This is a genomic window from Aeromonas veronii (assembly GCF_040215105.1).
GTDB lineage: Bacteria > Pseudomonadota > Gammaproteobacteria > Enterobacterales > Aeromonadaceae > Aeromonas > Aeromonas veronii_G.
The window spans coordinates 4,080,708-4,096,297 of sequence record NZ_CP157875.1 but is presented as its reverse complement, the minus strand read 5'-3'; the positions used below and the strand labels follow the sequence as shown (position 1 = coordinate 4,096,297).

Sequence of the window (15,590 nt, the reverse complement as noted above, 5' to 3'; positions counted from 1 at the left end):
CGCCAGGGAAAAGAGTGTGATAAAATCCGGGACTGAATTTTTCAGGTTTTGAGAGCCGATACAGATGAAGATCACCCTGCCCGAGTTTGAAAAAGCCCGCGTCCTGGTCGTTGGCGATGTCATGTTGGACCGCTATTGGCACGGCCCCACCGGCCGGATCTCCCCCGAGGCGCCGGTGCCCGTGGTCAAGGTCGAACACATCGAGGAGCGCCCGGGTGGCGCCGCCAACGTGGCCCTGAACTCGGCCGCGCTCGGTGCCCACGCCGTGCTGCTGGGACTGACCGGTCAGGATGAGCCGGCCGATGCCCTGGCGAGCCAGATGGCCGGGGTCAAGGTCGCCTGTGATTTCGTTCGTCTGGCGGACTATCCGACCATCACCAAGCTGCGGGTGCTGTCGCGCAACCAGCAACTGCTGCGTCTGGACTTCGAAGAGGCCTTCCACGACGTGGACGCCTCCCTGCTGATGAACAAGGTCGAGCAGGCGCTGCCCCGGGCGGACGTGATGATCCTCTCCGACTATGGCAAGGGCGCCCTGAACGACGTACCCGGCATGATTGCCCGCGCCCGCGCCGTCGGCATCCCCGTGCTGGTGGACCCCAAGGGGACGGATTTCGAGAAGTACCGTGGCGCCACCCTGCTGACCCCCAACATGTCCGAATTCGAGGCCGTGGTGGGCAAGGTGAAGAACGAGGCCGAGCTGGTCGCCAAGGGGCTGGAGCTGGTCAAGCGCTTCGAGCTGGCGGCCCTGCTGGTGACACGCTCCGAGAACGGCATGACCCTGATCCGCGAAGGTCAGCCCGAGCTGCACCTGCCTGCCCAGGCGCACGAGGTCTATGACGTGACCGGTGCCGGCGATACCGTCATCTCTACCCTGGCGACCTCCCTTGCCGCCGGCAAGAGTCTGGACGAGGCCTGTGCCCTGGCCAACACCGCCGCCGGCATCGTGGTCGGCAAGCTGGGTACCTCCACCGTCAGCCCGGTCGAGCTCGCCAATGCGCTCTACACCGAGCACGAAACCGGCTTCGGCGTCATGTCCGAGGCTCAGTTGAAGGTGGCCGTGCAGGCTGCCCGCCTGCGGGGCGAGAAGGTGGTGATGACCAACGGCTGCTTCGACATCCTGCATGCGGGTCATGTCTCCTACCTGGCCAACGCTGGCAAGCTCGGGGATCGCCTGATCGTCGCGGTCAATACCGATGACTCGGTGCGTCGCCTGAAGGGACCGGGTCGCCCGGTCAACCCGACCGAGCGCCGCATGACGGTGCTGGCGGCACTCGGTGCCGTGGACTGGGTCGTGCCCTTTGGCGAAGACACTCCCCAGCGGCTGATCGCCGAGATCCTGCCGGATCTGCTGGTCAAGGGCGGTGACTACAAGCCCGAAGAGATTGCCGGCTACGCCGAAGTGACCGCCAACGGCGGCGAGGTGCGAGTGCTGAACTTCGAGGACGGCTGCTCCACCAGCGACATCATCAAGACCATTCGCGAACGCGGCTAAGGTTGATATGTCATGAAAAACCCGGCCGAGGCCGGGTTTTTTGATGGTGTCCGTCCGCCCTGATGAAGGGGGTAGGCAACAAAAAGGCGACCTTACTGGTCGCCTTTTGCATGGCGTGAAACCGGATCAGGACTTCTTGGTGACCTGAGGGGCGGGCATCAGGCCCTGGTTCACGTCTTCCAGATCCTTCTGCTCCAGCGTACCGGCGGCCTGCTTGAGGGAGAGGATGCTGAGGATGTAGTTGTAGCGCGCCTCGGAGAGCTTCTGTTTGGCTTCGTACAGCTTGCGGGTGGAGTCCAGCACGTCGACTATGGTGCGGGTCCCCACTTCGTAACCGGCTTCGGTCGCCTTCAGGGCACTGTCGGCGGAGATGACGGACTGGCTGTAGGCGCGGACCGAGCCGATGCTGGCGTTCACGTTGTTGTAGGAAGAGCGCACCGTGCTCTGTACCGAACGGAAGCTGCGCTCGAGCTGCTCGCTGGCGGCCACGTAGTTGAACTGCGCCTGTTTGACCTGGGAGGTGGTGGCCCCGCCGGTATAGAGCGGCAGATTGAAGGTCAAGCCCACGTTGCCCTGATTGCTGTTGCTCTCGGGGTTGCGGATCTCGTCCTTGTAGTCGTTGTAACCGGCGCTGAGACCGGCGCCCAGATCCAGGGTCGGCTCATGACCGGTCTTGGCCAGATCTATCTGCTCCTTGGCGATGTCCTTGCCGATGCGGGCACTGTGCAGCTCCAGGTTCTTGTCCAGCGCCAGCTCCAGCCACTTGTCGGAGTTGAACGGCGTCTTCTGCGGAGCGAAGCGATCGGTGTTCAGCACATCCAGCTGGCGGTGATCGATGCCGGTCAGCTCACGCAGGCTCTCGTAGCTGTTGTCCAGGGTGTTCTCGGCATTGATCTCGTCTGCCAGCGCCTGATCGCGCTCGGCCTCGGCTTCATGCACGTCGGTGATGGCGGTCAGGCCCACTTCGAAGCGCTGCTGGGTCTGTTCGAGCTGACGCTCGACCGCGACCTTGTTGGCGCGTACAAATTCCAGGGTGTCCATGGCCTTCAACACATCGAAGTAAGCCTGGGAGGTACGCAGCATCAGGTTTTGAATTTCGAGGTTGTAGCCCACGTCGGATTGGGTGGCGCTCTTCTCGGTGAGATCCAGATTGACCCAGTTGCTGCGGCGATAGATGGATTGATCCAGGGTGAGGGAACCGTTGGCTCCGGTGTTGGTCTGGGTGTCGTTCTTGTTCTGCAGATAGTTCAGACCGGCACCCAGGTTGATCTGTGGCAACAGGGCTGCGCGGGATTCATTGATCTTCTCGAAGGCCTGGTCTCGTCTCGCTTTGGACTCCAGCAGCTGGGTATCCTTGACCTGGGCCTGTTGGTAAATATCGAGCAGGTTTTCGGCATGAGCAGCGCTGCTCACACCCAGCATCACCATGACTGACAAGAGTGTTCTTTTCATATGATAGTTTTGACCTTATGTATCAACCCAAAGCTGTCCGCTGGATGAAGAGGGAGGAGAGATTGTCACCGAGCAAGCTTGATTTCAGCTTAACCACTCTACTATAAGCAAATTTGAATGCGAACTGTCTCTTTTCCAGCAGCGGTAATGTCAAGGTTTCGGGGGGATTTTCTGGGCTGCGTGCCTAGCCAAATACCCTGTGGCTGCTAAAATCCATCCCCTATCGCCAGCGAGAATGAGTGAATGAACGTTCATTCATGTTCTCGAATATTATGGTCAAACCTCGCCAAGTCAAGCTGGCAGGAGTGTCGTATGTCGCAGCAAACCTTGCCACAAACCCGTCACTACTCGGGTAGTGATGTGAAAATCATCGAAAAATCATCCGGATATAACGGATTCTTCAAGGTGAACGTCTATCGCCTGCAGCACAGATTATTTGCCGGTGGCTGGAACGAGCCCATCGTCCGCGAGCTGTTCGAACGGGGCCATGCCGCAGCCTTGCTGCCCTATGATCCGGTGCGTGACCAGATAGTGTTGGTGGAGCAGTTCCGCATCGGCGCCATGGAGACAGGCACCACCCCCTGGCTGCTGGAACTGGTGGCCGGCATCATCGACGAAGGGGAGACCCCGGAGGCCGTGGTGCGTCGGGAGGCGGTGGAAGAGGCGGGCCTCGAGGTGGGGCGCTGTGAGCATGCCATCAGCTATCTGGTTAGCCCCGGGGGCAGCACCGAGCGGATCGAGGTCTATGTGGGGGAAGTTGACGCCAGTCAGGCCGCCGGGATCCACGGTCTGGCGGAAGAGGGGGAAGACATCCGGGTGCACGTGGTGAGCCGCGAGCAGGCCTACGCCTGGCTGAAAGAGGGGCGCATCGACAACGCCGCCTCCGTCATCGCCCTGCAATGGTTGGCGCTCAATCATGGTGAGCTGCAGACGCGCTGGCTGGCGGGGCGCTGAGATGTCCGTACTCCTCGCCAAGCGCCATGTGCCTGACCTGATGTCCTTGCAGCGTACCTGCGAGGTGAACTACATGGCCTTGATGAAGCTGCTGCCACCGGGTGGTACCGTGGGGGACGAGCGCCGTTATCAGGTGGGAAACGGCCTGCAGTTCAGGCTGACCGTCAGCGATGACAGCCGTTTCACCAGCCAGGTGATCCTGACCCAGGATAATCCCGAGTTGCCGAGCTACTTGCAGGCTCGTATCGAGATTCGTTTGTATCATGATGTGCGCATGGCGGAAGTGTGTGCCGCGCAACAGATTTCAATGTTGCAACCACGTTATGATTATCCCAATCAAAAAATGCACCACAGGGATGAAAAGGAGCAGGTAAATCTGTTTCTGGCCGAATGGCTGAAGTTTTGTCTCAAACATGGCACCAGCTTGATTAACATCCTCTAGTTGAACTCATAAAAAGAAGCGTGATTTTGGAAACAGAGCTACCTCAGGCGCCGGACGGAAACGTGCGTCTGTTACAGATTACCGATACCCATCTTTTCGCCAGTGCCGAAGGACGACTGCTGGCTGTGCGCACCGCCGAGAGTCTGGATGCCGTGCTGACACGGGTGAAGGACAATGCACATCCATTCGATCTGGTGCTCGCGACCGGGGATCTCTCCCAGGATCACAGCCCCGAGTCCTATCAGCGTTTTGCTTCCATGATGGCGCCCCTGGCTCGCCCCATCTACTGGCTGCCCGGCAATCATGACGACGGCCCGCTGATGACGGAGCAGTTGCATGCCGCCGGGATCAGCGAGGCCAAGCAGCTGGTGGGGGACCACTGGCAGATCATACTGCTCGACACCCAGGTTCGCGGCAAACCCCACGGCCTGCTCGGCGATCACCAGCTGGCGGCGCTGGATCGCGCCCTGCGCCAGTACCCCGACCGTCACGCCCTCATCGCCCTGCACCATCAGGCGGTGCCGGTGGGTTGCGCCTGGCTGGATCAGCACAACCTCAAGAACGCCGACGAGCTGTTCGCCGTGCTGGCCCGTCACCCGCAGCAGAAGACCATACTGTTTGGTCACGTCCATCAGGAATTTGACGAGATGCACCGCGGGGTGAGGCTCATCGCCAGTCCCTCCACCTGCATCCAGTTCAAGCCGCTTTCCGATGGGTTCGCACTGGATGAATCCGGCCCGGGCTGGCGCTATATGACCCTGTATCCGGATGGTCGGCTGGATAGCCAGGTGTGGCGTCTGCCCATGGGACAGTTCGTGCCAGACCCCAACGCCACCGGTTACTGAGGGAAACGGCATGAAATCAGTCCTGCTCTATCTGCACGGCTTCAACTCGTCGCCGGGATCCGCCAAGGCACAGCAGATGGCGGCCTGGGTGGCGACGAACAGGCCGGATATCCAGGTGGTGATCCCGGCCCAGCCCAACACCCCGGCGGCGGCCTGGGCAGCTATCGAACAGCAGATAGCGACCCTCAAGGCTCGCCATGGTGACGGACTGCGACTCGGTGCCGTAGGCAGCTCCCTCGGTGGCTTCATGGCGACCAGAGTGAGTAAGCTGCATGGCTGCCGCGCCGCGCTGATCAATCCGGCGGTGCGTCCCCATGAGCTCTTGCAAGACTATCTCGGTCCCCAGACCAACCCCTACACCGATGAACGCTATGAGTTGCTGCCCGCCCACATGGACGAGCTGCGTGCGCTGGCGGTGAGGGTGAGCGCCCCCGAGCGGCTCTGGATCCTGCAACAGCAGGAGGACGAGGTGCTCGACTATCGCAAGGCGCTGGAGGAGTACCGCTTCGCCCGTCTCTCCCTGGAGTGCGGCGGTAACCATGCCTTCGTCGGCTTCGAGCGCTATCCCGCCCAGATCATTCGCTTCCTCGGGCTCTAGCCATGCAAGCGCCGTTGGCCGCCTTTCTCGAACAGGTGCTGGCCACGGCCCAGGCCAGGCTCACCTACTCCAAGGATCCCTTCGACATCGGCCGCTTCGAGGCGCTGCGAAACGCTGCGGCGACCCTCATCGCCAGCCAGAGCGAACTGGATCCTGAGGCCATCGCCCAGTGGATTGCGCTGGACAGCGGCTACCCCACCCCCAAGCTGGATGTGCGGGCCTTCATCGTGAATGAGGTCGGCCACCTCCTGCTGGTGCAGGAACGCAGCGACGGCTGCTGGACCCTGCCGGGGGGCTGGTGCGATATCGGCGACTCCCCCTCGCAGGCCGTGGTGCGGGAACTGGTGGAGGAGACGGGCCTTCAGTGCCGTGCGGTGCGCCTGCTGGCCCTGTTCGACAAGCACAAACATCCCCATCCGCCCCAGCTGCCCCACGCCCACAAGGCCTTCTTTCTGTGCGAGGTAACGGGGGGCGAGCTGCTGACCCAGACCGACGAGACCCAGGGCGCCGGCTACTTCCCCATCGACCAGCTACCCGAGCTCTCCCGCCACCGGGTGGTGGAGAGCCAGCTGCACAGCCTGCATGAGCGGGTGCGAGAGGGGCGAGTGGAGACACTGTTCGACTGACGCTTTGTGACATCGGCTGGCAAGGAGGCCCCATGATCAAGCAAATCGGCAACACCCTCATCCAGGCTAAACACAGGGCCAGCTGCCACTGCGGGGCGCTGGTACTGGAGCTCAGCCTGCCGGACGGGGTGGTGGATCCCCGCCGCTGCGACTGCTCCCTCTGTCGGCGGCGCGGGGCCATAGTCGCGTCGGTGCCGCTCGCGGGCATACGCATCCTGCAGGGGGAGGCGGAGCTGCGCTGCTACCAGTTCAATACCCGCACCGCCAAGCACTATTTCTGCGGCATCTGCGGTATCTACACCCATCATCAGCGTCGCTCCAACCCGGCCGAGTACGGCTACAACCTCGCCTGTCTCGAGGGGGTCAATCCGTTTGATCTCGGTGACGTGCCCGTGCGAGACGGGGTCAACCATCCGGCGGACAGAAAGGGCTGACAAGAAGGCTTCATCTGCTTCTGTAGCGCCTCCGGGGGCTGTGTTACCCTTGGTTGGCCTGCCCAAGGCGGGTGTTTTCCGCTCTTTCTCCATCCACAGGGAGCCGCCATTGCCGATCGCCTCAGCCCTGCCCGATCTCATTCTGGGCGCCTCGCTCTATCTGCCGCCCCTGTTCAAGGCGGTGCTGCTCGGTCTGCTCGGCTGGTTGCCGGTTCATCATCTGCTGCGGGACTGGCTCTACGGCGGCGAGGTATGGCACCCCCTGCTGATGGATCTCTCCCTCTTCATCCTCGCCGTCAGCGGCGCGTTCTGGATCCTGCTTCATGGCTAAATCTCCCCTCGCGACCCTCAAATACTTCTCCACCCTGCTGGTGTGCGCCCTGGCGCTGGCGGCGGGCTGGTGGCTGTGGAACTACTACATGCAGGGGCCCTGGACCCGGGATGGCAAGGTGCGGGCCGAGCTGGTCAGCATCACTCCCGAGGTGTCGGGCAAGATCGTCAGCATTCCGGTGCGGGACAACCAGCTGGTGAAGGCGGGGGAGGTACTGTTCAACCTGGATCCCGTGCCCTACCGCATCGCCCTGGACAACGCCAGCGCGGCGCTCGCCAAGGCCAAGTCGGATCTCGACAAGGCCGAACACGAGGCGAACCGTCGCCAGAGCCTGTCTCGCACCGTCATCTCCGCCGAGGCGGTGGATGAGGCGCGTCTCAACGCCCAGGCGATGCGGGCGGCCTATCAGGTGGCCGAGGCGGATCTGAAGCAGGCCAGGTGGTCCCTCACCCAGACCACCATCAAGGCCTCGAGCGATGGCTACATCACCAACCTGCAGACCCGGGTCGGCAACTATGCCAGTGCCGGGGTGCCCCTGGTGGCCCTGGTGGACATCCACTCCTTCTATGTGCAGGGCTACTTCGAGGAGACCAAGCTCAGGCACATCCAGCCGGGCAAACCGGCACAGATAGTGCTCTACAGCGGTGAGCTGGCGCTCAAGGGAGAGGTGGAGAGCATAGGGCGCGCCATTCACGATCAGAGCGTGGAGGGGAGCGACAGCCTGCTGCTCGACGTCAAGCCTAACGTGCCCTGGGTGCGCCTGGCCCAGCGGGTGCCGGTGCGCATCCGCTTGCTGGAGGTGCCGTCCGATCTGGCGCTCATCGCGGGCACCACCTGCACCATCACCATAGGAGGGTAAGATGAACGCCGGGGCATCCCTCTGGCGGCGCACCCCCTGGGGTCAGGCCAATGAGGGGCAGTGGCGCTACGCCCTGCGCAACAGCCTGGCCATGTGCCTGTCGCTCTGGCTGGCCTTCGTGCTGGAGCTGGATTCCCCTTACTGGGCCATGACCTCCGCCGCCGTGGTGAGCTTTCCCACCGTCGGCGGCGTCATCAGCAAGAGTCTGGGACGGGTGGTGGGCAGTCTCATCGGCGCCATGGCCGCCGTGATGCTGACCGGTCTGGGCCTTGCCGATCCCTGGCTCTTCACCTTCCTCATCGCGCTCTGGCTCGGACTCTGCACCTACGTCTCCAACCACTATCAGAACAACGTCTCCTACGCCTTCGCCCTGGCGGGCTACACGGCGGCCATCATCGCCTTCGCCTGCGTCAACGTGGATGATCCCCGCCATATCTTCGACATCGCCCAGGCGCGGGTGAGCGAGGTGATCACCGGCATCCTCTGTGGCGGTCTGATGATGATGATCCTGCCGAGTACCTCGGACGGCGAGACCCTGCTGGCCTCCCTGCAGCGCAGCCAGGCCCGGCTGCTGGAACACGCCAGACTGCTCTGGCTGGGGGAGGCGAGCGCCGACGTGCGCAGTGCCCACGAGGGGGTGATAGGCCAGATCCTGACCCTGAACCTGCTGCGCATCCAGGCGGTCTGGAGCCACCACAGGCTCAGGCGCCACAACAAGCTGCTCAACTTCCTGCTGCACCGCCAGCTGCGCATGGTCAGCCTGCTCTCGGGCCAGCGCCGCATGCTGCACAACCTGCCGGAACAGGAGGCACAACTGCAGCCGCTGCTCGCCGAGGTGCTCAATGCCCTGAGCGATCCCGATTGCGACAAGGTGCGCATCGCCCGCCTGCTGGCCCCCCTGGCTGTGGGTTCCGGCGACTATCGGCTGCAGACCTTCTGGCGGCGGCTGCGGGTCTTCTGCTGGACCTATCTGGAGTGTCAGCGCTGGCTTCGCCGACTGGCGAGCTATGAAGGGCAGGAGTGGCCGACGCCGCCGCGCTATACGTCGCTCGCCAGCCATACCGACAGCCTGGAGGCGGCCTACAACGGTCTGCGCACCTTCGCCAGCGTGGTGCTGGGCTGCGCCTTCTGGATAGGCACCCAGTGGGAGTCGGGGGCGGCGGCGCTGACCATGCTCTCCATCTGCTGCGTGCTCTACTCATCGGGTGCCGCGCCCCTGAAGGGGGTGAGCAATATGCTCAATGCCATCCTGCTGCTGAGCCTCGCCTGCTTTGCCATCAAGTTCGGCCTGATGATCCAGATCGACGACTTTTGGGTCTTCTGCTCCCTGCTGTTCCCCGCGCTGGTGACCATGCAGATGCTCAAGCTGCAGCGGCCCGCCTCGGCGGCGCTCTGGGGCCAGCTCATCGTGCTCTGTGGCTCCTTCCTCGCCATCACCAATCCGCCGAGCTACGACTATCAGGGCTTCGTCAACGACAGCATCGCCAAGGTGCTGGGAGTCATGGTGGCGGGGCTGGCGTTCCAGATCCTCAGACCCAGCTCGGACTCTCGCAAGAGCCGGCGCCTCATCCGCCGCCTGCGGCTCGATTTCATGGATCAGCTCAGATCCCGCCCGCACCAGAGCGAACCCGAGTTCGAGTCCAGGATCTATCACCTCATCGGCCAGCTCGGTCAGGGGACGGATCAGGGCGCCAGGATCTGGGGGCTGCGCTGGGGCGTGGTGCTGCTCAACTGCAGCCACATCGTCTGGCAACTGCGCCAGTGGCAGAGCCGGGATCCGGCGCTCTACCTGGTGCGGGACGGCTGCCTTCGCTCCCTCAAGGGGATACTGGATGCCGGCGGGGTGCAGCATGATGCCCTGACGCGCACCCTGACCGAACTGGGGCGCATCAGTCAGGGGCTGGCCGCCAATCCCGAACCGACGGCCCAGGCACTGGCGGGGCTGGTGTGGCGGTTGCAGTGCTCGCTATCCCAACTGCAATTGGCGCTGCCTGGCACCCCCGAAGCCCGCTGAATCCCGCCAGTCGGGGTGACTTGGCCCCTCTGGATCACCCTTTGCCACAGACGAGTTTGTCCCAGCCCCGCTCAGCGAGTAAGATTCTCCCCAAACGTCAATTCGCAAGGCCCTCCATGTCTACTCAATACAATGCGGATGCCATCGAGGTTCTCAATGGCCTCGAACCAGTGCGTCGTCGCCCCGGCATGTACACCGACACCACCCGGCCCAACCACCTCGGCCAGGAGGTCATCGACAACAGCGTCGACGAGGCGCTGGCGGGACATGCCCGCAATCTGGAGGTGATCCTGCACGAGGATCAGTCCCTCGAGGTGATCGATGACGGCCGTGGCATGCCGGTGGACATCCACCCGGAGGAAGGGGTCAGCGGGGTCGAGCTCATCCTCTGCAAGCTGCACGCGGGGGGCAAGTTCTCCAACAAGAACTACCAGTTCTCCGGCGGTCTGCACGGGGTGGGCATCTCGGTAGTGAACGCCCTGTCCGATCGGGTCGAGGTGACGGTGCGCCGGGACGGCCAGGTCTATGACATCGCCTTCGAGCGCGGCGACAAGGTGCAGGAGCTGACCATCACGGGCACCTGCGGGCGCCGCAACACCGGCACCCGGGTGCGCTTCTGGCCCCAGGCGAGCTATTTCGACTCGCCCCGCTTCTCGGTCTCCAAGCTCGAGCACCTGCTTAAAGCCAAAGCCGTGCTCTGCCCCGGCCTCACCATCAAGTTCCTGGACAAGAACACCGGCATCAAGCTGGAGTGGTGCTACGAGGATGGCCTCAAGGATTACCTGGTCGATGCGGTCAAGCAGTTCACCTGTCTGCCGGAGCAGCCCTTCGTCGGCACCTTCAGCACCGAGCAGTCCGCGGTGGACTGGGCCCTGTGTTGGCTGCCGGAGGGGGGCGAATGCCTCGCCGAATCCTATGTGAACCTCATTCCCACCGCGCTCGGCGGCACCCACGTCAACGGTCTGCGCCAGGGGCTGCTGGACGCCATGCGCGAGTTCTGCGAGTTCCGAAACCTGTTGCCGCGCGGGGTCAAGCTCACTCCGGAAGACATCTGGGATCGCTGTGCCTACATCCTCTCCATCAAGATGCAGGATCCGCAGTTCGCCGGTCAGACCAAGGAACGACTGTCGTCGCGCCAGAGCTCGGCCTTTGTCTCCGGGGTGGTGAAGGATGCCTTCAGCCTTTACTTGAACAGCAACACCGAGCTGGCGGAGCAGCTGGCGGATCTCTGCATCGCCAGCGCCCAGCGCCGGATGCGGGCCGCCAAGACGGTGGTGCGCAAGAAGATAACCCAGGGCCCGGCCCTGCCCGGCAAGCTCACCGACTGTGGCTGCGCCGATCCCATGCAAGGGGAGTTGTTCCTGGTGGAGGGTGACTCCGCGGGCGGCAGTGCCAAGCAGGCGCGGGATCGGGAATTCCAGGCCATCATGCCGCTGCGCGGCAAGATCCTGAACACCTGGGAAGTGGAGGCCGGTCAGGTGCTCGCCTCCCAGGAGGTGCACGACATCTCGGTGGCCATCGGTCTGGATCCGGATTCGGACGATCTCTCCGGCCTGCGCTACGGCAAGGTGTGCATCCTAGCGGATGCGGACTCGGACGGTCTGCACATCGCCACCTTGCTCTGTGCCCTGTTCGTGAAGCACTTCCGCACCCTGGTCAAGCAGGGCCACGTCTACGTCGCCATGCCGCCGCTCTATCGCATCGACATCGGCAAGGAGGTCTTCTATGCCCTCGACGAGGACGAGAAGAACGGCGTGCTGCAGCGGGTCGAGGCGGAGAAGAAGAAGGGCAAGGTGATGGTGACCCGATTCAAGGGCCTGGGCGAGATGAACCCCAAGCAGCTGCGGGAAACCACCATGGATCCCAACACTCGCCGTCTGGTGCAGCTCACCATGGATGACGGGGGAGAAGAGGGGGACGAGACCCTGCAACTGATGGACATGCTGCTGGCCAAGAAGCGCGCCTCCGATCGCCGCGAGTGGCTGGAAGAGAAGGGCAACCTTGCCATCATCTAAGCCATCGGTCATTTGCCGATCCGCATATCAGGTGTGCCCCCCGAGGGCGCACACTAGCATGAGAAAAACCTATGAGTGATGCTATCGAGCTCAGTCTGGATGGGGTAGAGCGTCAGCCGATGCGCACCTTTACCGAACAGGCTTACTTGAACTACTCCATGTACGTCATCATGGATCGGGCCCTGCCACACATCGGCGATGGCCTCAAACCCGTGCAGCGGCGCATCATCTACGCCATGAGCGAGCTGGGGCTGTCGGCTCTGTCCAAGCACAAGAAGTCCGCCCGTACCGTGGGTGACGTGCTGGGTAAGTACCATCCCCACGGCGACAGCGCCTGTTATGAAGCCATGGTGCTGATGGCCCAGCCCTTCTCCTACCGCTACCCGCTGGTGGACGGTCAGGGCAACTGGGGGGCGCCGGACGATCCCAAATCCTTCGCCGCCATGCGTTATACCGAGGCGCGGCTGTCGCGTTTCTCCGAGCTGCTGCTCTCCGAGCTCGGCCAGGGGACGGTGGAGTGGACCCCGAACTTCGACGGCACCATGAAGGAGCCCGTGGTGCTGCCGGCCCGTCTGCCCCACATCCTGCTCAACGGGGTGACCGGCATCGCGGTGGGGATGGCGACGGATATCCCGCCCCACAACGCACGGGAAGTGGCTTATGCTTGCGCGGAGCTGCTGGACAACCCAAACGCCGGTCTGGATGTGCTGATGCAGCATATTCAAGGGCCGGACTACCCGACCAACGCCGAGATCATCACCCCTCGCGACGACATCCGCAAAATCTACGAGACCGGCAAGGGCTCCATCAAGCAGCGGGCGGTGTGGAGCGAGGAGGATGGGGACATCGTCATCACGGCGCTGCCCCATCAGGCCTCCGGCGCCAAGATCATGGAGCAGATCGCCGCCCAGATGGTGGCCAAGAAGCTGCCCATGGTCACCGACCTGCGAGATGAGTCGGACCATGAGAACCCGACCCGTCTGGTGATCATCCCCCGCTCCAACCGGGTGGACGTGGAGGGGCTGATGGCCCACCTGTTCGCCACCACGGACCTGGAGAAGAACTACCGGGTCAACCTCAACATCCTGGGGCTCGATAACCGCCCGCAGGTGAAAGATCTCAAGATGATCCTCTCCGAGTGGATCACGTTCCGCCGCGAGACGGTACGCCGCCGCCTGCAGTTCCGCCTGGACAAGGTGCTGGCCCGCCTGCATATCCTCGAAGGCTTGCTGATTGCCTACCTCAACATCGACGAGGTGATCGAGATCATCCGCACCGAGGATGAGCCGGGCAAGGTGATGGTGGAGCGATTCAACATCAGCGAGACCCAGGCAGAAGCCATCCTCGAGCTGAAACTGCGCCATCTGGCCAAGCTGGAAGAGTTCAAGCTGCGCGCCGAGCAAAGCGAGCTGGCCGAGGAGCGTGACAAGCTGGAACTCATCCTGGGCTCCGAGCGTCGCCTCAACACTCTGCTCAAGAAAGAGCTGCTGGCGGACGCCGAGAAGTATGGCGACGATCGCCGCACCCCGCTGGTGGAGCGCGCCACCGCGGTGGCGCTCACCGAAAAAGAGCTGACCCCGAGCGAGCCGGTCACCGTCATCCTCTCCGACAAGGGCTGGGTGCGCGCCGCCAAGGGCCATGACGTGGATGTGGAGGGGCTCTCCTACAAGGCGGGGGACAGCTATCTCGCCCACGCCTTCGGGCGCAGCAACCAGCAAGCGGTGTTCCTCTCGACCTTAGGAAGAACCTATGCGCTGGAGGCCCACACCCTGCCCTCCGCCCGCAGCCAGGGTGAGCCGCTTACCGGCCGCTTCGCGCTGGGCGCCGGCGAGGAGGTGCGCCATCTGGTGATGGGTAACGAGGGTGAGCCGTACCTGATCTGCTCCGATGCCGGTTATGGGTTTGTGTGCCACTACGACGACCTTATCGGCAAGAACAAGAACGGCAAGGCGCTGCTCAGCGTGCCGGAAGGGGGCCTGGTGATGGCGCCCCAGAAGATTGGCTCGCCGGAGACGGATCTCTGCATGGCCATCTCCAACGAGGGCCGCATGCTGCTGTTCCCGCTCAACACCCTGCCGGTGCTCGGCAAGGGCAAGGGCAACAAACTCATCAGCATCCCATCCGCTCGCGTGAAGGCGCGGGAGGAGTTCGTGGTGATGGCGGCCGTCATACCGCAAGGCCAGTCGGTGACCCTGTTCGCCGGCAAGCGCAAGCTGACCTTGAAACCGTCCGATCTCGACTACTACCGCGGCGAGCGCGGCCGCCGCGGCGCCAAGCTACCCCGCGGCTTGCAGCGGGTGGACAGAATCGAGATTGAACCTGCCGCCGGTGAGCCGGTAGCCGGGGAAAATCAGGAAGGGTAATAATTAATGAAGGGCGCGAAAGCGCCCTTCATTTATATGGAATATGTATGAACATACTGTGCCGTTTTGCAAATGCAGTTTTTATTGGTGAAAATATAAGTGATTGCAGCAATGGTTCATGGCGTCGGGATAGGCTGAATTTCCACGCATTTGGATATGAGATTGAGTGGGTGCAGCATCCAGAATTCAATGCATCATCACTAAGTAAAAATGCATTCCAATTCGTAGACACCTCCTTCGCTTTGGTAAAAAATGTCACAAGTATTCTCCACTTAGAAGAGAGTATGAAAAAATTAGCGTTCATGCTGTCATTCGCATTGAATTCACAAGTGACCTTTTATTCATATATAGAGCAGTCAATCATCGCACCATCGGTAGGCAAAACGATGTCCGTGCAAGCGGTGTATCCTAATAGTCCATCACCACTTAGTACTGTCAATGGCTCGAGTATTCGAGTATTTATCGAAACCTGCTGGGAAAGATTTGATGAGTTATATTTCTCCCGCCGACTAAATATAGTCATTGATTACTTTACTACGATGGATGCTAAGAAGCTCCAGTTGGAGGTTAAGCTATCGCTTGCTTATACATTGCTTGAGTGTTTGAAATTCACCTTTGCTAAGAATGATGGCTATCCGTTCAATGGTAGCTGGTTCTTATATAAGACTCGGAGGGTAAGAATTCCAGCAAATGAGCTTATTTCTAGAATGTTATCAGAGGTCGGCATGGTGTTACCTGACCAGCTAATGGAAGAGCGTAATAATCTTGTCCATGAAGGCATAACCTCAAGAGAGGGACAAGACATACATTTTTTGTACTCTGAATGTAAAGATATAGTTTCTGAGTACTTGCTGAGGCTATTAGGTTTTTCAGGAACATACTTCTTTTATAGGGGGCGTGGGATAGAAACAAAGGAAATATAACTATAGGTATTTTTAAATTAAGCCATTGGACCGGTTTTTTAGATGCCAACAGTGCCGTAGGTTTGATTAGCGAAGTGTAATCAGACGATCGCGAAAACAGGTTACCGCCATTCTGTTGGTAATTCATCTGCTCTCTATACCCATAGCCACGAGTTTGCGGTGTGGCCGATTACGCTTTGCTAATCGATCCTACTTGATTCAATTTTTTATGCTGGTCGCTTGTTTCGTTGAGATGACTTGCT

The 15,590-nt window shown here is 61.5% G+C and carries 14 protein-coding genes; 13 read left to right on the top strand and 1 reads right to left on the bottom strand.

Translation table 11 applies throughout. From position 1 onward, the window contains the following. Positions 1–64 precede the first annotated feature (64 nt). Positions 65–1,492 carry a bifunctional D-glycero-beta-D-manno-heptose-7-phosphate kinase/D-glycero-beta-D-manno-heptose 1-phosphate adenylyltransferase HldE gene (gene hldE / locus ABNP46_RS18950; protein ID WP_349919875.1) on the top strand — a complete coding sequence of 476 codons (1,428 nt, stop codon included), beginning with the start codon at positions 65–67 and terminating at the stop codon, positions 1,490–1,492. Positions 1,493–1,618: 126 nt separating this feature from the next. On the opposite strand, the gene tolC is transcribed toward hldE, so the two are convergent. Continuing rightward, complete coding sequence (gene tolC, locus ABNP46_RS18945) at positions 1,619–2,944, bottom strand: outer membrane channel protein TolC (RefSeq protein WP_349919873.1); 1,326 nt, start codon at positions 2,942–2,944, stop codon at positions 1,619–1,621. A 312-nt stretch (positions 2,945–3,256) separates the two neighbouring features. Between tolC and nudF the strand changes: the two genes are divergently transcribed. From nudF to ABNP46_RS18885, 12 genes are all read left to right on the top strand, one after another. After that, positions 3,257–3,898: an ADP-ribose diphosphatase gene (nudF, locus tag ABNP46_RS18940; RefSeq protein ID WP_349919872.1), complete on the top strand. Its 642-nt coding sequence runs from the start codon at positions 3,257–3,259 to the stop codon at positions 3,896–3,898. 1 nt (position 3,899) lies between these two features. Beyond that, complete coding sequence (locus ABNP46_RS18935) at positions 3,900–4,340, top strand: DUF1249 domain-containing protein (RefSeq protein ID WP_349919871.1); 441 nt, start codon at positions 3,900–3,902, stop codon at positions 4,338–4,340. Positions 4,341–4,366: 26 nt separating this feature from the next. Further along, positions 4,367–5,185 carry a 3',5'-cyclic-AMP phosphodiesterase gene (gene cpdA / locus ABNP46_RS18930; RefSeq protein ID WP_349919870.1) on the top strand — a complete coding sequence of 273 codons (819 nt, stop codon included), beginning with the start codon at positions 4,367–4,369 and terminating at the stop codon, positions 5,183–5,185. Positions 5,186–5,195: 10 nt separating this feature from the next. After that, positions 5,196–5,783, top strand: coding sequence for a YqiA/YcfP family alpha/beta fold hydrolase (locus ABNP46_RS18925; RefSeq protein ID WP_349919869.1), 588 nt, complete (start codon positions 5,196–5,198; stop codon positions 5,781–5,783). Between the two features lie 2 nt (positions 5,784–5,785). Continuing rightward, positions 5,786–6,409, top strand: coding sequence for an NUDIX hydrolase (locus ABNP46_RS18920; protein WP_349919867.1), 624 nt, complete (start codon positions 5,786–5,788; stop codon positions 6,407–6,409). A 32-nt stretch (positions 6,410–6,441) separates the two neighbouring features. Further along, complete coding sequence (locus ABNP46_RS18915) at positions 6,442–6,843, top strand: GFA family protein (protein WP_349919865.1); 402 nt, start codon at positions 6,442–6,444, stop codon at positions 6,841–6,843. Positions 6,844–6,952: 109 nt separating this feature from the next. Then, positions 6,953–7,174, top strand: a complete 222-nt coding sequence (locus tag ABNP46_RS18910; protein ID WP_349919863.1) for a DUF1656 domain-containing protein — start codon at positions 6,953–6,955, stop codon at positions 7,172–7,174. Then, positions 7,167–8,033 carry an HlyD family secretion protein gene (locus ABNP46_RS18905; protein WP_349919861.1) on the top strand — a complete coding sequence of 289 codons (867 nt, stop codon included), beginning with the start codon at positions 7,167–7,169 and terminating at the stop codon, positions 8,031–8,033. Before ABNP46_RS18910 ends, ABNP46_RS18905 begins: the two co-directional genes overlap by 8 nt. Position 8,034: 1 nt before the next feature. Beyond that, positions 8,035–10,047: an FUSC family protein gene (locus ABNP46_RS18900; protein WP_349919859.1), complete on the top strand. Its 2,013-nt coding sequence runs from the start codon at positions 8,035–8,037 to the stop codon at positions 10,045–10,047. Positions 10,048–10,163: 116 nt separating this feature from the next. Beyond that, complete coding sequence (gene parE, locus ABNP46_RS18895) at positions 10,164–12,062, top strand: DNA topoisomerase IV subunit B (RefSeq protein ID WP_349919858.1); 1,899 nt, start codon at positions 10,164–10,166, stop codon at positions 12,060–12,062. A 71-nt stretch (positions 12,063–12,133) separates the two neighbouring features. Beyond that, the gene (gene parC / locus ABNP46_RS18890) at positions 12,134–14,425 is read left to right on the top strand and encodes a DNA topoisomerase IV subunit A (RefSeq protein WP_349919856.1); all 2,292 of its coding nucleotides are present in this window, start codon (positions 12,134–12,136) and stop codon (positions 14,423–14,425) included. 47 nt (positions 14,426–14,472) lie between these two features. After that, a complete protein-coding gene (locus ABNP46_RS18885) occupies positions 14,473–15,348 on the top strand; it encodes a hypothetical protein (protein ID WP_349919854.1) in 876 nt (291 codons plus the stop codon). The last annotated feature ends 242 nt before the right edge of the window (positions 15,349–15,590 follow it).